Source organism: Bacillus cereus group sp. BfR-BA-01316 (assembly GCF_022664195.1).
Taxonomy (GTDB): domain Bacteria; phylum Bacillota; class Bacilli; order Bacillales; family Bacillaceae_G; genus Bacillus_A.
Window position 1 is genome coordinate 46,263 of sequence record NZ_JAKUGX010000002.1, and the last position, 25,264, is coordinate 71,526.

Here is a 25,264-nt window from a genome sequence, read left to right on the forward strand (position 1 = left end):
AGCTAATATGTATTAGCTCGCTTTTTTCTCTTGATCATAAATATTAATTCCAGCCTCATGTAACATCCATTCAATATGAACACCGTATCCTGACGTTGGATCATTTATAAATACATGTGTAACCGCACCAATTACTTTCCCATTTTGTACAATCGGACTTCCACTCATTCCTTGTACAATACCACCCGTTTTTGCTAGTAAACGTTTATCTGTCACTTTTATAACCATACCTTTTGTTGCCGGGAACTTTTGTGGTACCGTACTAACAACTTCAATATCAAACGCTTCCACCTTATCTTGATCAATAACTGTTAATATTTTCGCTGGCCCTTCTTTTACTTGATGGGATAATGCGATAGGCATTGCTTTATCCATTATGCCGTTTGTCATATTTGTGTTTAATTTCCCAAAAATACCATACGGGCTATTTATTGTAATATTACCAATCACTTCACGATCCGGTGAAAATCTTGCTAATTTTTCTCCCGGGTTCCCGTGACTTCCTCTTTCAATAGACGTTACTGTCGAACGCATAATTTGTCCATCTTCTACTTGAATTGGCTTTTTTGTATCATTATCGGAAATTACATGACCAAGCGCTCCATATTTCATAGAATCTGGATGTACAAATGTCATCGTTCCGATACCAGCTGCTGAATCACGAATATACAGTCCAATTCGGTAAGAGGATTCACCATTGTCTTTTTGTGGTGTTAGCTTAGCACGAATATATTTTCCATCTCTTAATAAAACAAGATTAAGCGGTTCACCTGTTTCTCCACTATTATGAATAAATGGTGCTACATCACTCATTCTTTCAATTGTTTTACCATTGATTTCAGTAATCATATCTCCAATCTGTACACCAGCTGTTTCACCAGGAGATACTTTACCCTTTTCAGTTTGAATTAAATGATGGCCTACAACAAGTACACCTTTTGTGTTCAATTTTACACCAATTGATTGTCCACCTGGAATAACTTTAAAATCTTTTAATACTTTCACATTTACTTTTTTCACTGGAAAACCAGCAAGTTGAAACACCATATCAGCTTCACCATTTTGGTGAGAATTTACCATAAGTTCTTGTTCATTTGAACTTACAGTAAATACATTACGATTTGTAGATGCAGCCTTAAAAACTGGTAATGATGCTATTTCTGATTGTTGTCCTTCAAAAACAACAAGTTGCTTCGGCGATGAAATAAACGTTCGAAGCGGTTTAAAACATCCAATAAAAACTAGAGAAACAAGGAGACAAAGACCTATTATTTTTCGAAATCTTTCTAATTTCAATTTGTTCACTCTCCTCGCTCCTACCCCACATTCAGCCTCTTGGCTTCACTTTTTAATCTCTCCTTGCAGTGCTTTATTTATAACCGGAAGAATTAAGAAATCGTCATTTGAGAAAAAAAGCTATCCATTACTGGATAGCCTCTGCTGTCTGTTTGAAATGATGCGCTTGCGTAAGTAGCTCTTTCGCATGCTCTGTCGTTAAATCTGTAATTTCAACACCAGAAATCATTCGAGCAATTTCTGTTACTTTTTCATCCGTACTTAACACAGTAACCGATGTAATCGTCCGATCATTAGCCACTTGTTTTCTAATAAATAAATGCGAGTCCGCCATTGAAGCTACTTGAGGTAAGTGCGTAATACAAAGTACTTGCGAGTTTACTGATACACGATAAATTTTTTCCGCAATAGCCTGTGCAACCCGACCACTCACACCCGTATCCACTTCATCAAAAATAACAGATGCAACACCTTGATGCTTAGAAAAAATGCTTTTTAAAGCTAAAATAATACGAGATAACTCTCCGCCAGAAGCGACCTTTGAAAGTGGCTTTAACGGTTCACCCGGATTCGTTGAAATATAAAATTCCACATGATCGTAGCCATCCGCCGTAAGTTTTACCGGTGTTCCTTCCACGAGAGGTTCTTCTACATTTCCTACCCTCTTCATAATTCTCACTTCAAATTTCGTTTTTTCCATATATAGTTCTTTTAATTCTTTATGAATAGCGCTTGTAAGATGGTCTGCAAGCTCATGACGCATAGTACTTAACAACGTTGCTTCTTTTACAATAACACCTTCTAATTTCGTTAACTGCTTTCTCGTCGTTTCAATATGTACGTCTTTATTTTCAATCGTAAAAATTTCTTGTTCGATTTTATCAGCATACGCTAAAATCTCTTCTACAGTATTTCCATACTTTCTCTTTAACATACGGATTTCATTCAAACGTGTTTCAATTTCATCTAGACGTTTCGGATCATATTCCATCATATCTAACTTTTCTCTAAGCTGGTATGCAACTTCTTCTAATAAGTAATAACTATTTGCAATTGAATCATGATTTTCTTGATACGCTTCATCTAAGTGCGTAATACTCTCCATTTGTCCCATTGCATTTCTTACGTGATCTAATCCCTGTCCGTCTCCACTTAACGAACGATACGCATCTCCTAATGCTTTATAAATCTTTTCAAAATTGGAGATTTTTAATCGTTCCTCAGTCAATTCATATTCTTCATCCATTTTTAAATCTGCCTTACGAATTTCTTCATGTTGGAATTGAATTAAATCTAGACGATGGGCCATTTGTTGTTCATTTTCACTTAAAGATTTCAGCTGTTTTTTTAACTTCTCATAGTCTGTATATACATTTTGATATATGTTCAATTGTTTAACAATGCGATTTCCATCAAAATGATCAAGCATAAACATATGACGCTCTTCATTCATTAAATCTTGTGTTTCATGCTGTCCATGAATATCAACTAGCGTTTTTCCAATCTCTTTTAATATGCTGAGTGTAACAAGTTTCCCATTTACACGACAGACACTTTTTCCGTTCGCAGCGATGTCACGCTTCAAAATAATCATGCCATCTTCTATTTCTATATCTAACTCTTCTGCCTTTGCGATACATGGATGCTTGTCATCTTCTACATAGAATAATCCTTCTATCTCAGCCTTTTCTGTTCCATATCGAACAAATTCTGCTGAACCACGGCCACCAACAAGCAAACTAATTGCATCAATAATAATAGATTTTCCAGCTCCTGTTTCACCACTTAAAACGGTTAAACCTTTTTGAAAAGAAATATTTAATGCCTCAATAATAGCAAAGTTTCTGATCGATAATTCCGATAACAATGCCCCATTCACCTCGTTATAAACTAATCCCCTATTAAGGGCTTTTCTCAGTATTCTTCATTCAAATAGTTATACTGTATGTTTGTATGTATAAATTACTCTTCTAACCCGCTCCATTGTACCAAACATTCGTTTTACGGGTCAATCCACCTATTTTCTAACTTCATTCAAAAAAAATAATGTATTGTATTTGAAAATCCGTATTTTTCGCCAATAAAAATATCTTGTTTACTTTCCACTTTACAGAGGAAAGTAAACAAGATTTTTCTGTTACAGCATATTTAAGAAACGATCAGAGACAACACCTGTATCTTCAGGTGTACGGCAAATAATTAAGCAAGTATCATCACCACAAATGGTTCCGACGATCTCATCCCACTCTAAATGATCAATAAGTGCACCAAGTGAATGAGCGTTACCAGGCAATGTTTTTAGCACAAGCATATGTCCTGCCGTGTCTAATTTTACAAATGAATCCACTAGATTTCGTTTTAATTTTTGCAACGGATTAAATCGTTGATCTGCTGGCAAGCTATATTTATAGCGACCATCATGTAACGGCACCTTCACTAAGTGCAGTTCTTTAATATCGCGCGATACTGTTGCTTGCGTTACATTAAACCCCACATTACGTAAAATATCAACTAGTTCATCTTGTGTTTCAATTTCTTTGTTCGCAATAATTTCCCTGATTTTAATATGGCGCTGACCTTTATTCATACATTTGCACCTCACACTATCTCTTACCATAGTTTAAACATTGGTATACTTCATTTATTTATGTTAACGTATAATCCGTTACTTGTACACAATTGTTTTTACAATTATAAAAACAATCATTATAGGATTACAACAAAAAGAGGAACAACATATGTTATTCCCCTTTCCCTTTTTGTTTTAGAACATCATGCGCTTCTGTAACAACTTGCTCAATAGAAACTGGAGAATGATTTTCGCCATTCTCACGCTCACCGTGCCACTTTAGATGAATTAAAAATTCAATATTTCCATCTCCACCCGTAATTGGTGAGAATGTTAAACCTTCGACATTATAGCCTTCCTTAAGAGCAAAATCGACAATCATTTCCACGACAGCTTCATGTACCTTTCTATCACGAACAATGCCTTTTTTCCCGACTTGTTCTCGTCCAGCTTCAAACTGAGGTTTAATCAATGCAGCTACATCACCATTTGGCATAAGCATTGTTTTTAAAACCGGCAATATAAGCCTTAATGATATAAATGAAACATCAATACTTGCAAACTGCGGTAAACCACGCTCTAAATCTGCCGGTGTCACGTAACGGAAGTTCGTTCGTTCCATCACAACAACACGCTCATCTTGACGCAATTTCCACGCAAGTTGATTATATCCTACATCTAATGCGTAGGATAACTTCGCCCCATTTTGAAGCGCACAGTCTGTAAAACCACCAGTTGATGAACCAATATCTATCATAACTTTATCTTGTAAATCAAGTTGAAATGTTTCTAATGCCTTTTCAAGCTTATAACCACCACGGCTTACATACGGCATAACTTGCCCTTTCACCGTAATCTCCGTATCTTGCGAGATTTTCTCCCCTGGCTTATCGAGTCTCATTTCATTCGCATATACAAGACCTGCCATAACAGCACGTTTAGCCTTCTCACGCGTTTCTATAAGTCCTCGCTCTACTAATAGTACATCTACTCTTTCTTTTTTTACGCTCATTTGTTACGCCCTTTTTTGTTTTGATGGAATCATTGTATGAATACGGTCTACAACAGCATCTGTCGTTAAACCAATTTCTTCTAACAGTTTTGTTACACTACCATGCTCTATGAAGCGATCAGGAATACCCATTCGTTCAATTAAAGCACTATGGTATCCGTTCTCAGAAGCAAATTCAACTACTCCCGTTCCAAAGCCACCGATTAAACAAGCCTCTTCAATCGTTAAAATCGGTATATTTTTCCCTAAAAGCTCATGTAAGTATGCTTCGTCCATCGGCTTAATAAAGCGAGCATTCACTACTTTCACTGATACTCCAGCTTGTTCAAGACGCTCAGCTGCTTCCATTGCCATCGAGATTGTCGTACCAAACGTTAAAATTGCTGCTTGTGTGCCTTCTTTTAACGTTTCCCATGTACCAATTGGAATCGCCTTTAATTCTTCATCCATTTGAACTCCAAGTCCATTGCCGCGTGCATAACGTAAAGCAATCGGTCCATCTTCGTATTGCATCGCTGTATATACTAAATGTTGTCCTTCATTTTCATCTTTCGGCATCATAAGTACCATATTCGGCAAATGACGTAAAAACGAGATGTCAAATACACCTTGATGCGTTTCACCGTCTGCTCCAACTAATCCAGAACGATCTATTCCAATGAAAACATTTAAATTTTGGCGACAAATATCATGAACAACTTGGTCATATGCTCTTTGTAAAAACGTTGAATAAATTGCTAAGAATGGCTTCATTCCTTGCGTTGCCATACCAGCAGCCATTGTTGTAGCATGCTGCTCTGCAATACCTACATCAATCATACGATTCGGAAATTCTTTTTGGAATTTCTCAAGTTTCGATCCAACAGGCATTGCAGGCGTAATTGCAACGATACGTTCATCCGTTCTCGCTAGCTTAAGCACTGTTTCACTAACAACAGCACTCCATGCTGGTGCAACTTCCTTCGGTTTAACGAAGTCACCTGACTCAATTTTATACGGTCCTGTTCCATGCCAAGTTCCAATAACGTCACTCTCAGCTGGTTTATAACCTTTTCCTTTTTTCGTAATAACATGAACAAGTACTGGGCCTTTTGTTTTCTTTGCATATTGCAACGTTTCGAATAACTTTTCATAATCATGCCCATCGACCGGACCTAAATATGTAAAGCCTAATTCTTCAAAAAAGACGCCTGATACTAGTAAATATTTTAGACTATCTTTTATTTTCTCTGCTGTCGCAGCAACTTTCCCGCCGACTGCTGGGATTTTCTTCAATATATACTCTAGTTCATCTTTTACCCAATGGTACTTCCCTGCGGTACGTAAACGACCAAGTACATTATGAAGTGCACCGACGTTTGGTGCAATTGACATTTCATTGTCATTCAAAATAACAATCATGTCCGTTTTTTCATGCCCAATATGGTTCAATGCCTCTAAAGCCATTCCGCCTGTTAATGCACCATCGCCAATGATTGGTATAACGTATTCTTCCGTTTTCTTTAAATCACGTGCTAGAGCCATTCCCATTGCAGCAGATAACGACGTCGAACTATGACCAGTTTCCCAAACATCATGCTCACTCTCGCAGCGTTTTGGAAAACCACATAGACCTTCGTATTGCCTTAATGTGCCGAATTCTTTCGCACGCCCTGTTAAAATTTTATGTACATAGGATTGATGTCCTACGTCCCATAAAAACTTATCTTTCGGACTATCAAATAATTTATGCAGAGCAATTGTGAGTTCTACTACACCTAAATTAGGTGCAATATGTCCACCTGTTTGAGAGAGCTCTTCAATTAAAAACTTACGAATATCCTCACTCAACCCCTCTAGTTCACTGATAGACATATCTTTCAAAAAACTAGGGTTTTGAATTTGCGTTAGATCCACATGGATCACTCACTTTCATTTCATAATCTGTCAACATGTCAAATATTATAAGAAACATTTAAACAACACAAGAAATTATCTTTTCTATTCTTCTTATCTTGTCCTGCTTTCAGAAAACACTTCCATTTTTTCACTTATCATATTATACATCATATTTCTTTACGTGATGAAAAAAACAGCCGCTAACACGAAGTGATAACGGCAATGTAATCTACATATATTTTTGCCAATAACAAGAAAAGAAAAACCTTTTCCTACATTTATATCATAAAATGATGAATGACTCAACAAATGAAAACGCTGTTATATTAGTTATTACGTTTTGCGATTAAATCACAAATTGATAGTAAATATTCATCTTGTAATTGTAAGGAGCTAATAGAATCTTTTGCTTTTGCAATTTTCTCCTCTAAAATAGATTTTGCTCTATCTACAGTAAATAACGTCGTATATGTGCTCTTTTCATTGGAAGCATCACTACCAATCGGTTTTCCAATCTCTTCTTCTGTTCCTTCTACATCCAAAATATCATCTCTAATTTGGAAAGCTAGACCGATATATTTCGCAAATGCAAGTAACTTCTCTTCTTGCTCTTCTGTAGCTTCAGAAAGTATCGCTCCTGCAAGTACAGCAAACTCAAGCAGTTTACCTGTCTTATGCTTATGGATGTACTCTAATTCATTAATTGTAAGTCGTTTTCCTTCAGCTTCCATATCTGCCACTTGTCCAGCAACCATTCCTTCAGGTCCTGCTGCTTTCGCAAGCTCAAGTACAAGTCTTACTTTTTTTTCAGCAGAGATTTCTTTTTGCTCATATGCCATAATAACTTGAAAAGCATATGTCAACAAACCATCTCCTGCTAAAACTGCCATTGCTTCACCAAATACTTTATGATTTGTAGGCATTCCTCGTCTTAGATCATCATCATCCATACAAGGTAAATCATCATGAATTAACGAATATGTATGAATCATTTCAAGGGCACAAGCTGCACCCACTCCAAGATTTCTTTCTTTCCCAAACGCTTGTAACGTTGCAAATAAAAGTAACGGGCGGAGACGTTTCCCACCCGCTTCCAAAGAATATGCCATCGCTTCACGAAGCACATTTGGACATTGTAATTCATTTGCATAGCTTACAAGCTTTTCTTCTACGAAAGTTTTACTCTCTTTCAAAAAAGCATCAAAAGCTATATGTGTCACTATGCTTCATCTCCTAAAGCAGTAAACGGTTTAAGCTCTCCATCTTCCCCAAGGATAACTGCCATTTGTTCTTGTACATCTTTCAATTTCTCATCACAAAGCTTAGATAATTCCATGCCTTCCTTAAAGTAAGAAATCGCTTCCTCTAAAGGTACATCACCTTGTTCAAGCTTAGAAACGAGATGCTCAAGCTGCGAAATTGCTTCTTCAAAGCTTAACTTATTTTCCATTATTCAATTCACGCTCCTCTATGCTTGATACGCTACAATCTAGTATTCCATCTTGTAATTGAACCGAAACAGCATCTCCAAGGCTAACATCTTTCACGCTTTTTAATACTTGTTTCTCTTCATCGTATACAAGCCCATACCCTCTCATCATTACTTTAAGCGGGCTTAATACCTCAAGCTTTTGAGCCGCTCTCACAAATACGAACTCCTTCGTTTGAAGTAATGTTTGCATTTCACGTTGCAACTGCTTTTGCAACGTTTCAATTGCCGTTTTCGTTTGTATAATTTTTTGAGATGGGTGGTGCTTTTCTAAATAAAATGAAAGTTGCTTTAATTGATTTACTTTTTTATCTATATAACGCTCTTTCGCTAAAACAAGTTGTTCAAGAGCCCTGTCTAACTGCTCTTCTTTTTGCTCGTACACTTGCCTTGGATAACGGAACGCGTAAGATTTTTGTAACACTTGCAGTTTTTCTTCTTTTTTATGTACTCTCTCTCTCATTGCTCTTTGCAATCTCAGAGTTCTTTGTAATACCTTTTCTTGTAACTCTATAGTATTAGGTACCGCCAGCTCAGCTGCTGCAGTCGGTGTTGGTGCACGTAAATCCGCGACAAAATCTGCGATTGTAAAATCTGTTTCATGGCCTACAGCCGAAATAATCGGAATCTCACTTGTAAAAATTGCTCTTGCAACTACTTCCTCATTAAAGGCCCATAATTCTTCAATAGAGCCTCCACCACGTCCAACAATTAAAACATCAATATCTCCCATTTCATTCGCTGTACGAATTGCTTGTACAATCGAGGGAGCTGCTGACTCCCCTTGTACAAGTACAGGAAACACAATAACATTTCCAATTGGATAACGACGTTTAATTGTTGTTATAATATCGCGAATTGCTGCTCCTGTTGGCGACGTGATTACACCTATTGTTTTAGCATACGGAGGAATTATTTTTTTATAAATTTGAGAAAACAAGCCCTCTTCCTCTAAACGAACTTTTAATTGCTCATAAGCTAAATGTAAGTTTCCAATTCCATCAGGCTGCATGTCTTGAATATAAATTTGATAAGAACCACTCGCCTCGTAAACAGAAATCTTTCCTTTTACAAGTACTTTCATTCCATTTTCCGGTCTGAATTTAATGTTACGATTATGACCCGCAAACATAACCGCTGCAATTCTTGCATTTTCATCTTTCAATGTAAAATACATATGACCACGACTATGATATTTAAAGTTGGAAATTTCTCCTTTTAACCAAACAGACTGTAAATGCGGATCATACTCTATTTTTGTTTTAATATAGCGTGTTAATGCTGTAACGGTTAAATATTGTTTCTCCATTTCTCTCTCCTCATAGCCGATTCAAATTATTGACAAACAACACCTGCACGCTTTGCAGACTCCACAGTGTTGTGAAGAAGCATTGTAATAGTCATTGGGCCGACCCCTTTTGGCACAGGCGTAATGTAACCTGCAACGTCTAATACATTGTCAAAATCAACATCACCACAAAGTTTGCCTGTTTCTAAACGGTTAACACCAACATCAATTACAACCGCACCTTCTTTAATATAGTCAGCTGTTACCATTTTCGGTCGTCCAACGGCTACGATTAAAATATCAGCTAACTTCGATAATTCTTTTATATTTTGCGTCTTAGAATGACAATATGTGACAGTTGCATTTTCATTTAAAAACAGTTGCCCCACTGGTTTACCAACAATATTACTTCTTCCAATTACAACAACATGCTTTCCAGAAATATCAAGATTCGTTTCTTTTACTAATTCTAAAATGCCATGCGGTGTACATGGAAGGAATGTGTCTTGTCCCGTCATCATACGTCCTACGCTGATTGGGTGAAATCCATCTACATCCTTTTCCGGTGAAATTCTTTCAATGATAGCTTTTTCTTCAATATGTTTTGGTAAAGGTAATTGTACCAATATGCCATTAATGCGGTCGTCTCCATTTAAGCGATCGATTTCAGCAACCAAACGCTCCTCAGTAATCGTTTCAGGAAGTTCAATTAGCTCTGAATAGATTCCCACTTGCTCACAGCCTTTTTCTTTTCCTTTTACATAAGAACGAGATGCTGGATCTTCTCCAACTAAAATAACTGCTAATCCTGGTACAATCCCTTGCTCTTTTAACTTCACAACTTCTTCTTTTAATTGTGCTCGTTTTTTCTCCGCAACTTCATTTCCTTTGATGATTACTGCTACCATTTTAAGTTTCCCCCTTAAAGAAATTACAGTGTATCTTTTATATTAGATAAAACGCCGTTAATAAAACGACGAGATTCCTCATCCCCAAATGTTTTTGCGATTTCAATTGCTTCGTTAATTGTTACATTGTGCGGAATTTCTTCCATGTATTTCATCTCACACACAGCTACACGTAAAATACTGCGATCAACAATACTAATACGTTCCAACTTCCACTTTTTTAAATTTTGACGAATTGCTGCGTCAATCTCTTCTTTGTTGTCTACAAATCCTACAACAAGTGATTCTAGAAACTCATTTGTTTCTTCACCTTCATCTAGCGTATTTTCCACCGCTACTTTCGGTTCTAATTCTCCTGTAATATCCATTTGATATAATGCTTGCATTGCTCTTTCTCTAGCCGTCCTACGTTTCATTGTAACTCTCCTTTATACTTCAAGTCTTTCCTTATGCTTTGTTATATTATTATAATTTATAAGCCGTCAATTCACTTACTCTTGCAGTTTTCATTGATTTTCCAACCTTATAATACAATGATAATAACACAATTTATCGTTTCACACACGGGGTACAAGGCTGAAAAATAATAAAAAGATTAACTTCAAGTTCCATATCTTATCACAATGTACGTTTTTTGGAAAAATGAAACATTCTCTTTTATGTTTCTCATTTTTTGAAATAGTATAATAATTAGAGGATTTTAATTTGTGAAGAAATGAAACGATAAAAAAGATGCCTATTTTACTAGGCACCTTTTTTTCACCCTTACACTGGTTCGATTTCTGTTTTTTGTGTTTCGAATGTTACGCCAACGATGTGAACGTTCACTTCTTTTGGCTCAAGTCCTGTCATTGTAAAGAGCGCTTGGCGAATATTGTCTTGAATTTTTTGTGCAACAACCGGAATTGCTACACCAAAATACATCACAACATAAAGGTCAACAATAATATCTTCGTTTGCTAATTCAACCTTTACACCTTTACCATGATTTTTCTTACCTAACTTCTCAACAACATCTGTAGCAAAATTACCACGCATTGCCGCTACACCTTCTACTTCAGCAGCTGCAATACCTGCAATTACTTCGATTACTTCTGGTGCAATTTCTACTTTCCCAAGAGTTGTATCTTGACCCATATCTAACATATGTTCAGCCATGAAAAAAACCTCCTTTAATGTATCACTGCGTCACAAGTTCATGCTCTTCCAAAAATTTCGTGTTAAACTCACCTTTTACAAAATCAGGATGATCTAGCAATTGCAAATGGAACGGGATTGTTGTATGTACGCCTTCAATGACAAACTCACTGAGCGCTCGCTTCATTTTTGCAATTGCCTCTTCACGTGTTTTTCCGTGAACAATTAATTTAGCAACCATCGAATCATAGAAAGGTGGTATTGAATATCCCGGATATACAGCTGAATCGACGCGAATACCAAATCCGCCTGGTGGTAAGTACATTTCTACTTTACCTGGAGATGGCATAAATTTTTTGGCAGGGTTTTCCGCATTAATTCGACATTCCATTGCCCAACCATTAAATTGTACTTCTTCTTGCTGTAACGATAACTTTTCTCCAGAAGCAACAAGAATTTGTTCTTTAATTAAATCCATCCCTGTTACCATTTCAGTAACCGGATGTTCAACTTGGATTCTCGTATTCATCTCCATGAAATAAAAGCTTTTCGTTTTATATTCATAAATAAACTCAACCGTACCAGCACCTGTATAATCAACCGCTACCGCCGCTTTAACTGCTGCGTCACCCATTTGCTTGCGAATATTCTCATCAAGTGCAGGTGATGGACTTTCTTCTAATAGTTTTTGCAGACGGCGCTGAATTGTACAATCACGCTCTCCTAAATGAATGGCATTTCCATGTGTATCTGCCATTATTTGAATCTCAACATGGCGGAAATCTTCAACGTACTTCTCCAAGTATACACCAGGGTTCCCGAAAGCGGTACTGGCTTCTTGCTGTGTAATTTGAATTCCTTTTACAAGCTCTTCTTCATGGCGCGCAACTCGAATACCTTTTCCGCCGCCACCTGCAGTCGCTTTAATGATAACGGGATATCCAATTTGATTAGCAAGCTCGATCGCTTCTTCGGTATTTTTAATAATCCCTTGTGAACCTGGTACAATCGGAACCCCTGCTTCTTTCATTGTATCACGTGCAACGTCTTTTGTGCCCATCTTTGAAATCGCTTCTGGGCTTGGACCGATAAAAATCAAGTTACACTCTCGGCATAATTCTGCAAAATCTGCATTCTCTGCTAAAAATCCATAGCCCGGATGAATTGCATCACAACCTGTTAATTTCGCAACACTAATAATGTTCGTCAAATTTAAATAGCTTTCTTTTGAAATCGTTGGTCCAACACAATACGCTTCATCTGCAATTTGCACATGAAGTGACTCTTTGTCTGCTTCTGAATAAATTGCAACTGTTTCAATATCCATTTCTTTACAAGCACGAATAATTCGTACAGCTATTTCCCCACGATTGGCTATTAATACTTTTTTTATCATCACAAAGACTCCCTTATTACGCTTTTACAAGAAATAGCGGTTGTCCATACTCAACAAGCTGTCCGTTATTAACAAGAATTTCAACAATTTCGCCCTCTACATCTGCGTCAATTTCGTTAAATAATTTCATAGCTTCAACAATACATACGATAGAATCTTTCGATACTCTGTCCCCAACACTTACATATTGAGGTGTATCAGGCGAAGAAGAGGAATAAAATGTCCCTACCATCGGTGATGTGATTTTATGTAGGTTTTCATTTTGAACAGCTTTCTTCTCTTCTTGTTTTTGCACTTCTACTTGCGCTGCCGCTACTGTTGTTTCTACTTCAACAGATGCTGCTGGTTGTAATACCTGTTTCGTTACCGGTGCTTGCACAGCAACAACTTCATTACCACGTTTTTTCATTTTGATTGTTGTACCGTCTTTTTTGTATTCAAATTCATCAATATTAGAGCTATCAATTAATTTAATTAATTCACGAACTTCTTGAATTTTAAACATGTAAAATCCACTCCCATACTCTTGTTTGTCCCGTTTTTACAGATTGGCATCAAACTGATTTACTGTAAAAATACGATGTATTCTATTAGAAAATTTATTCCTATGACATTTACTAATAGAAATATTTACTATTTCCATCTTACGCTAAATTTTTTAAACATTCCAATTTATATTTCTCTATTATAAATCGAAATTCCTGTAAAAATATTATTCCACCAAAAAATTATTACCTAGTAATAATACCAAGTTTCACACAAAATTGGCAAGACCACTTCCTAAAAAACATTCTTTACTTTTTCAAAACTGTAAAGTGTAAAAACGTAATTCCCTCAGCATTCTTCATTTTATCTACGTTGAAAAAACATATTTTTACCAAATATTATTTTTTTGTTTACGTGCCGTTCATTCTTCCTTCATAAAAGAATAGTATGTTCAAAGTGTAGAAAATTTATTGTAGTGAGGTGCGGACATATGATATGGCTCATCCTGTTCTTGCCTGCCGTAGTGATTTGGGCATTGGTCCTCTTCATTCACGTCAAATCTGGAAAAAGTAATCACCATCATCATGAACCATTAATCTTTTACTCACAGCGTATTTCCCCGTTTCCAATTGAAAATACTAAATACAACTGCAAAGATGAAATAGAAAAAAGCTATCGAAAACGATAGCTTTTTTCTATTATTCTTTTATCTAATTTGACGCAAAAACACCCATTATAATGAATATGCCACTTTATTTTACTGATGGATCAAATTTCACACCTACATCTTTTGAACCACCTTCACTTCTTACGAGCTGAATAATTTTATTCGCTTCTTTTTGTGAATGCTTTGCCGATTTAACCGTTACTTTAATGTCCGTTCCATCAGCTCTTACAAGAGCATCCTTATATCCACCTTGAGATTTAATCACTGTCTCAAGTAATTGTTGCTTCGTTTCCATTGTAGTGATTGCATCCAGATTATCTTTCGCTTTACTCTTTTCTACTGCTGAAGATTTTGATGACTTCATTACATTTTGTAACTTTTCTTTCTCTACACTACGCTGATCTTCCATTTGCATACGTAACGCTGTGAAATTCTCATCGCTTGATTGAACTGTTACGCTAGCCTCTTTTTTACTTGTTTCTTTTTTGTCATTCTCTTTTTTGTCTGTTTCTTTATTTGTAGTTTCCTTGCTTGTATTTTCTTTTGTTGTCTCTTTATTTGTAGTTTCTTTCGTTGTTTCTTTTGTAACTGCTTTATCAGCACCTTGCTTTTCTTGTCCCATCTTTTCACTCGTTGCCGGTGCTGCTGTATTCATTTTATCAGGAGTTGTTACGTAATAAACAGATAGTACAACCACTAAACTTAACATCGTTAATAGCCAAACCGTTTGTTTTTTTAACACTTTATTTCCTCCCTATCAATTTTTCGGTGATACTGAAACGCGATGAGCTGGTACATCTAATAATCGCGTCACAGCTTCTTTTACCATTGCTTTTATTTGTATATTATCCACTCCCTTTGCTACGACCAGAACACCCCGTACTTTCGGTTTCTCTGTTCGCAAAACAATTGGAGTTTCTTTATCACCTTCACGTATAATGACTGTCTTTTCATCAAGAGACTCGTCTTCTACTTCCCTTTTACCGCCTGCTTTATCAGTTTCACCTGTCGTTTGTGAACGTTTTACTGTATTTTTCTCGAGTATTTTTTCTTCAGATGAATCTAAGTTCACTTTAATAGTTACGTCTTTTACTCCGGCTATCTCTTCTAAAGAAGCTTTCAATTCTTGTTCATACGCTTTTTCGTATTTTTCTACATTTGACATATTATCATTGTTTTTTTGACCGAAAGTTGGTACATCTTTATCCTGGCTTTGACTTGTCTTTTCTTTAAACACAGGCACTTCTTCTTTTTTAGGTGATAAGAAATTACTAGAAAACATAAGCGCAATTCCAAGTATGAGTAGGACAAGCAAAAACTTAGGTGTTACCTTTTTCCCCTTCTCATTACTTTCTTTTCCATCCCCATTTAATAGGTTTCGAAAAAATGAGAACCTCGAATTTTTATCTTTATTGTCCATTTACGCTACCTGTCCTCCCTTCCATCTGAACTTGGATTTGTTTATCCTCTAGTTGCCACCTGCTTGAAAAGAAATCTTTCATTTCTACATTCGTTTCTTCTATTTTTTTTGGAGGTTCTTTCATATTAATTTCAATTGGCTTTACTGTTTCGATTGCATCATTTTTACTGCGTTCTTTTTCTTTCAACGTCACAACAACAGATTGAATATCTTTCGCTGACTTTACTTCTTCTGCATGTTCCACTGCAACTATTTGTATTTCAGAGACTGTCATACCATACTTTTTCTCAAACTCTTTTCCCACGTCTTTTTTCATTTTGGTAGCCATCTCTTCTAAACTATATGCACGTGTTAGAGCTTGTATTTCTTTTTTCTTCGAATCTATCGAATTTTTTACAGATCCATCTGCTACGTACTTTTCTTCATTGAAATTTGCGATAACTTCATTTACATCTGTTTGTAATAACTTAAATAGAGGCGTTAAAATTAATACGACTAACAGTAGACTTACAACGAATTTAACGTACTTTTGCAAATTTGAATTTGGAAGAATAAGATGAAGCATTGTCGCTAAGAGTAAAAAAACGATAATATTTCTAATCCACTCTGTAACAAATTGCACACTCTTCACCTCCTACCGCATCATGAGAGTAATGTTCCCGGCAGCAATAATAATTGTGATACTTAAAAAGAACATAAATGATACGATAGCTAAGCAAGCAAATACGTAAATGATACTTCGTCCAATGATATCTAAACATTGAATAATTGCTCCTCCGCCTACTGGTTGCAATACTGCTGCTGCGAATTTATAAATAAACGCGATACAAAAAATTTGAATCGCTGGGAAAGCGACAATTAAGCATAAAATAACGAGCCCGATAATTCCCACTGTGTTTTTTAATAATCCAGATGCACTAATAACAGTATCCGCTGCCTCAGTAAACATCCTTCCTACTACAGGAATGAAGTTTCCTGTTACAAATTTAGCCGTTTTCACAGCTATCCCATCAGCAACGGCTGACGCTGTTCCCTGTACAGATAATACGCCTAAAAAAATCGTCAAAAAGATACCAATAATCCCAACACTAACGTTTTGCAAAAGCTTGGACAATTTCGTAACTTTATATTGATCACTCATCGTGCTTACAATACTTAATATAGTTGCAAGTAATAAAAGTGGTAAAACGATATAGTTCATAAGAAGCCCACTCGTATTCATTAAGAAAATGATGATTGGGTGAAAAAACGATACAGAAACAACACCGCCGCCTGTTGCTATGAGTGCAAGTAATATTGGTAATAACGCTAGTATGAAATCTACCATTGTTTGTATCGTCTCTCTTGCATATGTCATGACGACATAAAAACTATTTAAAGCGAAAATAATAAGTACCATGTATACGACTGCATCAGCGATTTTACCCACGCTACTCTTTGAAAAAGCAGATTGCAACGATTGCAACAATGCACTGAAAATCGTTAGCATAATGAGCGTTCCAAGTAACTTTCCATTTGCAACAAGCTCGTGAAATAAATATTTTAGTAGACCTATCATCCACTCTTTTATGGAGAACTCTTTTTCTCCCTTTACAAACTCCATAAAGCTTCCTTTTTGACTCTCTGGTAAATAGCCTCCATACTTTGTAACAAGCCCGTCCCAAAATTGCTTCACATCTTCAATTCCGAGCTTATCCAATTGTTGATCAACGACGTTTGTTTCTATAGGAGAAGCTTGTACAACAATCGGTAAAGAAAAGAAAAGGAAGCAAGCAAATAATAGCTTAGCTCCAAACTTCCTCAACATTCACTCCCCCTTATCCCGTAGGTAAAAAACCGAGAATTGTTTCAATTACAACCGTCAAAATAGGAATTGCCATGACGAGAATTAAGATTTTCCCAGCTAATTCAATTTTCGAAGCGATTGCACCTTGACCAGCATCCTTTGTAATTTGCGCACCAAACTCAGCGATATAAGCAATCCCTATAATTTTCAATAACGTTTCTACATATACGTTGCTAACCTTCGCTTCACTCGCCACTCTCTCAATCATTTGTAAAATAGAATGAATTTGATCGATTAAGAGAAGAAACATCATGCTACCAATGAACACAATAAATAACGATGTAATACTAGACTTATGCTGATTTAAAACAGCAGCTAAAAATGTAGCAACGAGGCCTAATCCGACAATTTGTATAATTTCGATTCGAACCGCCTCCTTTACTGGAAGAGAAAGACACTTTTAATCTTGTCGAATAGAGTATTAATTAAAAATGCAACATGAAACAAAATAACGACAAAACCGACAAGGATAACCCAATTCGCAATATCCTCTCGCTTTAATTCTTTTAGTACAGTATGAATGAAAGCTAAAACAATGCCGATTCCGGCGATTTGAAATATTAATCCAACATCAATGGACATCGCCTTTCTCCCCCCTATAGCAGTAAAATTACGATAAGTAGCCCTGCTAGTACCCCTAAACTCTTTATCATTTTTTCATATTGTAGTTGTAATGCTTTCGCTTCTCCTTCTTCTCTCTCCAAATGTGTAATACATAAGCGAATATGTTTTTGCTGTGATTCACGATCATGCTGTCCAAGTGTTTCACCAAATTGTTGTAGTATTTCATACTCGGTTTGTTTAAATGCCGTTAACGTCCAGTTCTCCTTCAAACTATCAATCCAAGCTTCTCTAACTGTTTGCTCCCCGTCCTCTAGCCGTTTCGAAAAGCTTTGAAATATCCAATTTAACGGCTTCGGCATTTGTTTGACTAAACGCTCTGCAGCCTCAGATAACGGCGTGTGTCCATACATAATTTCAGCTTCTAATGATTGCAATGCAGCCTTCAATAACCTAAGCTGCCGCGGTCTCTCACTGTACCTTTTAGCGTATGAAAATCCGAAAAAGGTGCTGACCGCAACTATTAATACCGCACCAAATATTTTCACCATACGCCTTGAGCCTTTCTATGCGGTAATACTGGCTTGCCATATTTATCTTTCACTTGCATAACCGTTCCTGGTCCTCTCGCCTTTGACAATTCCACAAACCTATCAAATACACCAAGTTCCAACACCGCCTGCAGCGATGGACGTTTCACAACATCATCATAAGAAAATCCGTGTGCACTTATAAAAAGCTGAACGCCTGCATGCACCGCCTCCATAATCGCTTCACTATCTTCTTTACGTCCAATTTCATCTACGATCAAAATATCTGGGCTCATAGAACGAATCATCATCATCATTCCTTCAGCTTTTGGGCAAGCGTCTAATACATCTACTCGCACGCCAAAGTCATATTGCGGGATTCCTTTCACACAGCCCGCAATTTCTGATCGTTCATCAACAATCCCCACTTTACATGAAGGAATTTTCGAAGCACTTACTCCTTGACTCATACAGCGTGCTACATCTCTTAAAAGTGTTGTTTTCCCAGTTTGCGGTGGGCCAATTACCATCGTGTTTAACCATCGTGATTCATAAAGATATGGCAGAAGCGGCTCAGCAATCCCTATTTTTTGACGGGCAATACGAATATTAAAAGAAGAGACATCTCGAATCATTTTCACTTCACTTTTTTCTGTAATGACTTTTCCCGCCAGGCCAATTCTATGTCCCCCTCGTAATGTCACATATCCACGTTTCAATTCTTCTTCCATCGTGTAAATTGAGAATTGACTTAATTTATTCAATAAATGGATTGCATCTTCCGCTGTAGCAATATAGTCATAAAAAAACACTTCTCCATGCGCAATACACTCTAGCGGTCTTCCAATTCGAACACGAATTTCCTCTAAAGTATCGTATTGCTTACAACCTTCCACTAACTGTTTCATCGTTTTCGGTAAAACTTCTAATACTTCTTTCATATGCTTCTCCCCACTATACTCGACTTACTATTTCAACAACGCGATAAAAATACAGCCGATTCCAAGTGCTAGAAAAAAGAGTTTCAAGAAAGAAATCTCACTTGCTACACTCGCTATGCCAATTGTCATTGTTAAAATTAATACGGTCGGTCCAACAAACGCCAACATACCATTTATAAACAATGCTTTCTTCGCATCATTCACGTAAAGCATAAGCAAAGCGGCGAATATTTCCGCGCTACCTGAAAACAACCGAAGTAACCCCATCACAAGCACGGATGTTTCCATTGCCGCTAGCCACTGTTTCATTCTCCCACCTTCTCCCGTAACAGTTACTATTTCCTTATTCTGAAAAAGAATATATTTGTACAACCATATGCAGGGGTTGTCTATTTCAGAAGTAAAAACATAATTTTTCTCTATCGACTTTATTAAGATCTGAATATTCTCATTAATTTATGATATATTTAATAGAAAAGGAGCATAGACGATGAAGCAAGTTACTTTATTACCGCTCGATTTACGATATGCAAATGTGATTTTTGAACTATCAAGCAATCCACATGTAAAAAATGCATTGGGGATAAAAGTAGAATCAGTGGAAGATACAAAGGCATTCATTCTTTTTGCAATTGGAGAGGAACGAAAAAAACACTCCTTATCAAGAGTGATTGTAAGTGAGGAAAATGAAATAATTGGCCTCACGACACTTAAACATATTAATTACGAACAAAAGCACTCACATATTGGAAGTTGGCTCGGCTATCAATATTGGGGAAGAGGATATAACGAAGCTGCTAAAAAAGAGATCTTTAAAATCGCTTTTTTAGACTTGCAACTTACATACGTATTTGCCGGTGCTAAAACGAATAACATTCGCTCTTTAAAAGCACAAGAGAAACTACCTTACATTTCATTACATGTGGAAAAACAATTTCCAGACGAACATGTCGCTTTGGAGAAAGAAGTAAAATCACCTTGCGTACTGCATGTTGTATCATGCGAAAAATTTTCAAATTGGTTGGAAGTACAAAATGAGGGGGGAAAATATGAAGGGATTGAAAATTAGTTTAACAATTGTAGTAGAATTAGCTATTATTTATCTTTTTTCAAAAATGGTCGGCTGGTCATTTATGGAGAGCTTTTTCCTTGGCAGTCTAGCAATATTTGCAATTACGTGGTTAATTATTATGAGTAACTTTAGAAATAACAATATGGATCATGTAACGAATAAAACTTTTACCGGTGTTGGAACTGGTGAAATACGCCCGTTTCAAATTGTTTTGACTCCATATATTATGGGTACCCTTTCACTCGTCACAGTTAGTTTTGTTATAACCGCAATTTACTATCTTCCCTATTTCCTATAAAGTGAAACTATAATCAGTGTGGGGGCATCCCCCCACTGATTATTAGTTGAACCAATCGGGCGTTTACGGGCAGTTTATCTCCCACCTAACTTCTTTGCTCCAGCCGAATTTTGAGGTGGGAGTTTTACTGCCCGCAAATAGCGGGATAAAAAAAGCACTCGTGATAATCACGAGTGCTTTTCTACTATGCACGAGAAACGTATTTACCTTCACCAGTGTTGATGATAAGCATTTCGCCTTCGTTGATGAAGATTGGTACTTGTACAACAAGACCAGTTTCTAATGTAGCTGGTTTTGTTACGTTAGAAGCTGTGTCACCTTTAATACCTGGCTCTGTTTCTGATACTTTTAATTCAACTGTGTTCGGAAGTTCAACACCAAGTACTTCATCTTGGTATGTCATAATAGATACTCCCATGTTTTCTTTTAAGAATTTTAATTCGCGCTCGATTTGGTTTTCGCCAAGTTCGATTTGCTCATAAGTTTCGTTATCCATAAATACGTGAGACTCACCGCTCGCGTATAAGTATTGCATACGACGGTTTTCGATGTGTGCTTTTTCTACTTTTTCACCTGCACGGAATGTTTTCTCTTGAACAGATCCTGTGCGAAGGTTACGTAGTTTAGAGCGAACGAATGCAGCACCTTTACCTGGCTTTACGTGTTGGAAATCCATTACTTGCCAAAGGGCATTGTCCACTGAAATTGTTAAACCTGTACGAAAATCGTTTACTGAAATCATGTAAAAAAATCCTCCTGTGTATTACAAAATAATAAGTTCTTTTGGTGATTTCGTTATTACTTCATTACCTTCACTTGTTACAATGATATCATCTTCAATACGTACCCCGCCAACACCTGGAATATAAATACCTGGTTCTACTGTTACAGCCATACCTGGTTCAAGTACTGTATCAGAACGGAACGCTAAACCTGGTGCTTCATGGATTTCAAGACCGATTCCATGACCAGTAGAGTGTCCGAAGTATTCACCATATCCTTTTTCCGTTATGTAATCACGCGTTAATGCATCAGCCTCACGACCCGTTAAACCAACTTTAATACCGTTCACACCACGTAGTTGTGCTTCTAAAACGATATTATAAATTTCTTTTAATTTATCAGATGGTTCACCGACTGCAATCGTACGAGTAATATCAGAGCAATATCCTTTGTAATAAGCGCCGAAGTCTAATGTAACGAAATCTCCTTTTTCTATCACTTTTTCAGATGCCACGCCGTGCGGTAATGCCGAACGAAGACCTGAAGCAACGATAATATCAAACGAAGAAGATGTTGCTCCTTGTTTTCTCATGAAAAATTCAAGTTCATTTGACACTTCAATTTCAGATACTCCCGGGCGAATGAATGATAGAATATGCTCAAAGGCAGCATCTGCAATCTGTGCAGCTTCCTTTAATATCTTAATCTCTGAATCAGTCTTTATCAAGCGTAACTTTTCTACAAGCCCAGAAGTTGGGATGAATTCAGCTTCGATCGCTTCATTATGCGTTACGTAAGAGCTATATGTAAGAGTATCTTGCTCAAAGCCTAGCTTTTGAATTCCAAGTTCTTTAACTTGTTTCGCAACTTCATCAAGAATTAATCCTGAATGCTGCACTATTTCGTATCCAACCGCTTGTTTACTAGCTTGCTCTACATAACGGAAATCTGTAATAAATAGAGCACGCTCTTTTGAAATTAGTACAACACCAGCTGTTCCTGTGAAATTCGCCATATATCTACGGCTATGTTCATTCGTTAATACGATACCGTCAATACCAGCCTCATCAAACGCACTTCTTAATCTCTCGATCTTTTCCATTACTTTATGCCTCCCTCAATTTCTCCATTAATGCAAATAACGCTAGCTTATAACCATAAAAACCAAATCCAACAATTTGTCCCGCACAAACAGCCGCTGTCACAGATTCATGACGAAACGACTCACGCCCGTGAATGTTAGAAATATGTACTTCAATAACTGGAATCGAAACACTTGCGATAGCATCCCGAATCGCGTAGCTATAATGCGTAAATGCACCCGGATTTAGAATGATTCCTTCATATATGTCATCAGCCTCATGAATAATATCAATAATAGCTCCTTCATGATTCGATTGAAAACATTCTAACTCCACTCCCATTTTCTCTGCTTCTTGTTTCATATCTGTTTCAAGCGTCTCTAACGTTCCTTTTCCGTATACATTTACTTCCCTAACGCCAAGGCGATTTAGGTTAGGACCGTTTACGAGGAGTAACTTTTTCATTTTCTTAAAACTCCTTAATATTAAAGAATGTCTATACGACATTTTAACATAGGAATCACTTATTTGAATAGTTTGTCTTCTCGAGCCCTTCTCCTCTATTTGTATTATTCGATTCGAATGCTACAGAATACGAAATAAAAACACCATATAATATAAAGATACATACTGTCGTTACAATTGTTTCTTTCGGTAAATGGAGTGCACTTTTAATAACAGGTGCCATTAGCCCCATCCCCAAAAATAATAATGCCCACCAAAATAAACCGTATAGTACGCCAGGTAATACTCCTTCAAACTTTTTAAAAAGAGCTTTATAGAGAAATGCCACTAAAATTGAAAGAAGTCCCATACAAACGATACCTAGTACATTTCCCCAAACCCCTTCTTTCCAATCTCCAAATGCAAACGGTAAAAGTAAATAGTTAGGGCCAGCTTCTGTAAATGAGAATATATGAAGGAAATACCATATACCTCCCCAAAATAAGCCACCAAATAAACCAATTTGTACAAAGTTTCTTATTGTTGATTGTTCTTGATTCACATTGACACCTCCGCTCAATAGTATGCCCGAAACTATTTTGAAGCATGTTTAAATCCTGCAAAATTTGTCTATAAAAAGAATAAGAAATGTCCGACTCTCGTAACATTTTCCCTTGTCATCTGCCTGTATTTGTCGATAAAATAAAGGAAACTCGGTGATTGTCTTATTTCAAGATGACAAAACCAAGTATGACAATTGCCTCTTTTTCTACATAAGAGAGAAACAAATACAGGTTGGTGTTAACATGGCAGAAGAGTCAAAACAAATATATGGCGGGCAGGCAGTCATAGAAGGAGTTATGTTTGGCGGTAGAGAATATACTGTTACAGCGGTTCGTCGTAAAGATAAATCGATTGAATTTTATCGTTTACCACGCGTTCGTAATAAAGCATTGTCTCTACTAAAAAAAATTCCAGTTTTACGAGGTATTGCCGCTATTGTGGATGCAAGTGCGAATGGAGCGAAACATTTAAACTTTGCTTCAGAACGATTTGATGTCCACCCAGAAGAAGATGAACAATTTGCAAATAAAAAAGAAGAACATTCAAAATTAACGATGGTATTAGGAGTTGCAGCAGTTGGTGTTTTATCGTTCATATTCGGTAAAGTAATTTTCACAGCAGTTCCTGCACTTTTAGCTGAATTAACGAGACCGATTTTCCCATCTCATACAGGGCAAATCATTGTCGAAAGTGTCATTAAGCTCATGCTATTATTGAGCTATATATACTTCATTTCTTTAACCCCACTTATTAAGCGGGTATTTCAGTACCACGGTGCGGAACATAAAGTAATCAATGCTTATGAGAATAATCTTCCACTGACTGTAGAAAATGTTCAAAAGCAAACTCGCCTCCATTATCGCTGTGGCAGTAGCTTTATTATATTTACGGTCATTATTGGAATGTTTGTTTATTTCCTCGTCCCTACAGATCCGCTTTGGGCAAGGGTAGTAAACCGAATTTTATTAATTCCAGTTGTTCTCGGTATTTCTTTTGAAGTATTACAATTTACCAATCGATTACGAGATGTCCCTGTTTTACGAGTACTTGGATATCCAGGATTATGGCTGCAACTATTAACAACGAAAGAACCAACAGATGATCAAGCGGAAGTTGCAATCGCATCGTTTGAAGAATTATTACGTTTAGAAAACAAACAATAATTATTTAAAAATGGTGTTCAACTCCTTTCCTCATCGTTAATATACTAATTTTAATATATGTTTTTAGGAGGTGTCCCTTATGAACGGTCGTTCGTTTACATTCGCTATATTTGTGCTTATTATCGGATTAGCAATATTCGGCCTTGTTTCATCTGTTATTACAGATCCAATGGGAGTATTGAAAAACATTGGTATCATGTTGGCTGTCGTCGGTATCTTTTACTTACTCTACAAAATGTTTACAAACTCTAGTGGTTCTGCAAATTCGCAAAGCTCATATAAGCGTGCAGCGAAACAATCGAACCGCAAACACGGGAAACAAAATGTAGCACCCCTAAGCAATTCTTTCGTGAAACGAAATGCTTCTGATGACAAGGGGAAAAAGGGTAATTCTCCATCGTTGAAAAGAAAAAGAAAACAATCTCATTTAACTGTCATTGAAGGTAAAAAAAACAAAAAGAAAGACCGTGCTTCCTTTTAGGAAATACGGCCTT

General features: G+C 36.7%; 31 protein-coding genes. 5 read left to right on the plus strand and 26 right to left on the minus strand.

Features of this window, described 5'->3' with window-relative positions:
* Positions 1–12: 12 nt before the first annotated feature.
* From spoIVB to accB, 13 genes are all read right to left on the minus strand, one after another.
* Complete coding sequence (gene spoIVB, locus MR071_RS01855; RefSeq protein WP_105584555.1) at positions 13–1,305, minus strand: SpoIVB peptidase; 1,293 nt, start codon at positions 1,303–1,305, stop codon at positions 13–15.
* 118 nt (positions 1,306–1,423) lie between these two features.
* On the minus strand, positions 1,424–3,163 hold the full coding sequence (gene recN, locus MR071_RS01860; RefSeq protein ID WP_105584554.1) for a DNA repair protein RecN: 1,740 nt from the start codon (positions 3,161–3,163) through the stop codon (positions 1,424–1,426).
* Positions 3,164–3,433: 270 nt separating this feature from the next.
* A complete protein-coding gene (gene argR / locus MR071_RS01865; RefSeq protein ID WP_002015076.1) occupies positions 3,434–3,883 on the minus strand; it encodes an arginine repressor ArgR in 450 nt (149 codons plus the stop codon).
* Between the two features lie 154 nt (positions 3,884–4,037).
* Entirely contained in the window at positions 4,038–4,877 is an 840-nt protein-coding gene (locus MR071_RS01870; RefSeq protein WP_105584553.1) for a TlyA family RNA methyltransferase, read from the minus strand.
* A 3-nt stretch (positions 4,878–4,880) separates the two neighbouring features.
* Positions 4,881–6,773 carry a 1-deoxy-D-xylulose-5-phosphate synthase gene (gene dxs, locus MR071_RS01875; RefSeq protein ID WP_242234716.1) on the minus strand — a complete coding sequence of 631 codons (1,893 nt, stop codon included), beginning with the start codon at positions 6,771–6,773 and terminating at the stop codon, positions 4,881–4,883.
* Between the two features lie 308 nt (positions 6,774–7,081).
* Positions 7,082–7,975 (minus strand): (2E,6E)-farnesyl diphosphate synthase, encoded by an 894-nt coding sequence (ispA, locus tag MR071_RS01880; protein ID WP_242234718.1) that lies wholly within the window; start codon positions 7,973–7,975, stop codon positions 7,082–7,084.
* On the minus strand, positions 7,975–8,205 hold the full coding sequence (gene xseB / locus MR071_RS01885; RefSeq protein WP_000428422.1) for an exodeoxyribonuclease VII small subunit: 231 nt from the start codon (positions 8,203–8,205) through the stop codon (positions 7,975–7,977). The genes ispA and xseB overlap by 1 nt, the downstream gene beginning before the upstream one ends.
* Complete coding sequence (gene xseA, locus MR071_RS01890) at positions 8,195–9,553, minus strand: exodeoxyribonuclease VII large subunit (RefSeq protein ID WP_242234722.1); 1,359 nt, start codon at positions 9,551–9,553, stop codon at positions 8,195–8,197. The genes xseB and xseA overlap by 11 nt, the downstream gene beginning before the upstream one ends.
* Before the next feature lie 26 nt (positions 9,554–9,579).
* Positions 9,580–10,440, minus strand: coding sequence for a bifunctional methylenetetrahydrofolate dehydrogenase/methenyltetrahydrofolate cyclohydrolase FolD (gene folD, locus MR071_RS01895; protein ID WP_105584550.1), 861 nt, complete (start codon positions 10,438–10,440; stop codon positions 9,580–9,582).
* Positions 10,441–10,463: 23 nt separating this feature from the next.
* Complete coding sequence (gene nusB, locus MR071_RS01900; protein WP_002067080.1) at positions 10,464–10,856, minus strand: N utilization substance protein NusB; 393 nt, start codon at positions 10,854–10,856, stop codon at positions 10,464–10,466.
* A 349-nt stretch (positions 10,857–11,205) separates the two neighbouring features.
* Complete coding sequence (locus MR071_RS01905) at positions 11,206–11,598, minus strand: Asp23/Gls24 family envelope stress response protein (protein WP_000807630.1); 393 nt, start codon at positions 11,596–11,598, stop codon at positions 11,206–11,208.
* Positions 11,599–11,620: 22 nt separating this feature from the next.
* Positions 11,621–12,973 carry an acetyl-CoA carboxylase biotin carboxylase subunit gene (gene accC, locus MR071_RS01910; protein ID WP_002122429.1) on the minus strand — a complete coding sequence of 451 codons (1,353 nt, stop codon included), beginning with the start codon at positions 12,971–12,973 and terminating at the stop codon, positions 11,621–11,623.
* Positions 12,974–12,989: 16 nt separating this feature from the next.
* Positions 12,990–13,478 (minus strand): acetyl-CoA carboxylase biotin carboxyl carrier protein, encoded by a 489-nt coding sequence (gene accB / locus MR071_RS01915; protein WP_242234725.1) that lies wholly within the window; start codon positions 13,476–13,478, stop codon positions 12,990–12,992.
* Positions 13,479–13,949: 471 nt separating this feature from the next.
* On the opposite strand from accB, the gene MR071_RS01920 reads away from it, so the two are divergent.
* Positions 13,950–14,147: a DNA recombination protein RecO gene (locus tag MR071_RS01920; RefSeq protein ID WP_105584549.1), complete on the plus strand. Its 198-nt coding sequence runs from the start codon at positions 13,950–13,952 to the stop codon at positions 14,145–14,147.
* 64 nt (positions 14,148–14,211) lie between these two features.
* Here MR071_RS01920 and MR071_RS01925 read toward each other — a convergent pair whose 3' ends face one another.
* The 9 genes from MR071_RS01925 to MR071_RS01965 are packed head-to-tail and all read right to left on the minus strand — an operon-like array spanning position 14,212 to position 19,733.
* Positions 14,212–14,868 carry a SpoIIIAH-like family protein gene (locus tag MR071_RS01925; RefSeq protein ID WP_105584548.1) on the minus strand — a complete coding sequence of 219 codons (657 nt, stop codon included), beginning with the start codon at positions 14,866–14,868 and terminating at the stop codon, positions 14,212–14,214.
* A gap of 15 nt (positions 14,869–14,883) precedes the next feature.
* Entirely contained in the window at positions 14,884–15,546 is a 663-nt protein-coding gene (gene spoIIIAG, locus MR071_RS01930) for a stage III sporulation protein AG (protein ID WP_002088572.1), read from the minus strand.
* Positions 15,536–16,168, minus strand: a complete 633-nt coding sequence (gene spoIIIAF, locus MR071_RS01935; RefSeq protein WP_002015059.1) for a stage III sporulation protein AF — start codon at positions 16,166–16,168, stop codon at positions 15,536–15,538. The genes spoIIIAG and spoIIIAF overlap by 11 nt, the downstream gene beginning before the upstream one ends.
* Positions 16,169–16,180: 12 nt before the next feature.
* A complete protein-coding gene (gene spoIIIAE / locus MR071_RS01940) occupies positions 16,181–17,353 on the minus strand; it encodes a stage III sporulation protein AE (RefSeq protein WP_105584547.1) in 1,173 nt (390 codons plus the stop codon).
* A gap of 10 nt (positions 17,354–17,363) precedes the next feature.
* Positions 17,364–17,747 carry a stage III sporulation protein AD gene (gene spoIIIAD, locus MR071_RS01945; RefSeq protein WP_078172833.1) on the minus strand — a complete coding sequence of 128 codons (384 nt, stop codon included), beginning with the start codon at positions 17,745–17,747 and terminating at the stop codon, positions 17,364–17,366.
* Positions 17,748–17,770: 23 nt separating this feature from the next.
* Positions 17,771–17,974, minus strand: coding sequence for a stage III sporulation protein AC (gene spoIIIAC, locus MR071_RS01950; protein WP_000020914.1), 204 nt, complete (start codon positions 17,972–17,974; stop codon positions 17,771–17,773).
* A gap of 14 nt (positions 17,975–17,988) precedes the next feature.
* Complete coding sequence (gene spoIIIAB, locus MR071_RS01955; protein ID WP_002088574.1) at positions 17,989–18,504, minus strand: stage III sporulation protein SpoIIIAB; 516 nt, start codon at positions 18,502–18,504, stop codon at positions 17,989–17,991.
* Positions 18,498–19,424 carry a stage III sporulation protein AA gene (gene spoIIIAA, locus MR071_RS01960; RefSeq protein ID WP_105584546.1) on the minus strand — a complete coding sequence of 309 codons (927 nt, stop codon included), beginning with the start codon at positions 19,422–19,424 and terminating at the stop codon, positions 18,498–18,500. Before spoIIIAA ends, spoIIIAB begins: the two co-directional genes overlap by 7 nt.
* A gap of 27 nt (positions 19,425–19,451) precedes the next feature.
* Entirely contained in the window at positions 19,452–19,733 is a 282-nt protein-coding gene (locus MR071_RS01965) for a YqhV family protein (protein WP_000816054.1), read from the minus strand.
* Between the two features lie 181 nt (positions 19,734–19,914).
* Between MR071_RS01965 and MR071_RS01970 the strand changes: the two genes are divergently transcribed.
* On the plus strand, positions 19,915–20,493 hold the full coding sequence (locus MR071_RS01970) for a GNAT family N-acetyltransferase (protein ID WP_105584545.1): 579 nt from the start codon (positions 19,915–19,917) through the stop codon (positions 20,491–20,493).
* Positions 20,474–20,794 carry a hypothetical protein gene (locus MR071_RS01975; protein ID WP_105584544.1) on the plus strand — a complete coding sequence of 107 codons (321 nt, stop codon included), beginning with the start codon at positions 20,474–20,476 and terminating at the stop codon, positions 20,792–20,794. The genes MR071_RS01970 and MR071_RS01975 overlap by 20 nt, the downstream gene beginning before the upstream one ends.
* Positions 20,795–20,978: 184 nt before the next feature.
* Here MR071_RS01975 and efp read toward each other — a convergent pair whose 3' ends face one another.
* Genes efp through MR071_RS01995 form a run of 4 tightly spaced genes read right to left on the minus strand, consistent with a single transcriptional unit; the run spans position 20,979 to position 23,605 of the window.
* Positions 20,979–21,536: an elongation factor P gene (gene efp, locus MR071_RS01980; RefSeq protein WP_193645094.1), complete on the minus strand. Its 558-nt coding sequence runs from the start codon at positions 21,534–21,536 to the stop codon at positions 20,979–20,981.
* Between the two features lie 21 nt (positions 21,537–21,557).
* A complete protein-coding gene (pepQ, locus tag MR071_RS01985) occupies positions 21,558–22,619 on the minus strand; it encodes a Xaa-Pro dipeptidase (RefSeq protein WP_242234727.1) in 1,062 nt (353 codons plus the stop codon).
* A gap of 4 nt (positions 22,620–22,623) precedes the next feature.
* Positions 22,624–23,064 carry a type II 3-dehydroquinate dehydratase gene (gene aroQ, locus MR071_RS01990; protein WP_105584541.1) on the minus strand — a complete coding sequence of 147 codons (441 nt, stop codon included), beginning with the start codon at positions 23,062–23,064 and terminating at the stop codon, positions 22,624–22,626.
* Positions 23,065–23,119: 55 nt separating this feature from the next.
* On the minus strand, positions 23,120–23,605 hold the full coding sequence (locus tag MR071_RS01995; protein WP_002122457.1) for a YqhR family membrane protein: 486 nt from the start codon (positions 23,603–23,605) through the stop codon (positions 23,120–23,122).
* 244 nt (positions 23,606–23,849) lie between these two features.
* Here MR071_RS01995 and MR071_RS02000 point away from each other — a divergent pair, with 244 nt between their 5' ends.
* On the plus strand, positions 23,850–24,770 hold the full coding sequence (locus MR071_RS02000; RefSeq protein WP_105584540.1) for a DUF1385 domain-containing protein: 921 nt from the start codon (positions 23,850–23,852) through the stop codon (positions 24,768–24,770).
* A 79-nt stretch (positions 24,771–24,849) separates the two neighbouring features.
* On the plus strand, positions 24,850–25,251 hold the full coding sequence (locus tag MR071_RS02005) for an SA1362 family protein (protein WP_105584539.1): 402 nt from the start codon (positions 24,850–24,852) through the stop codon (positions 25,249–25,251).
* Positions 25,252–25,264: the final 13 nt, after the last annotated feature.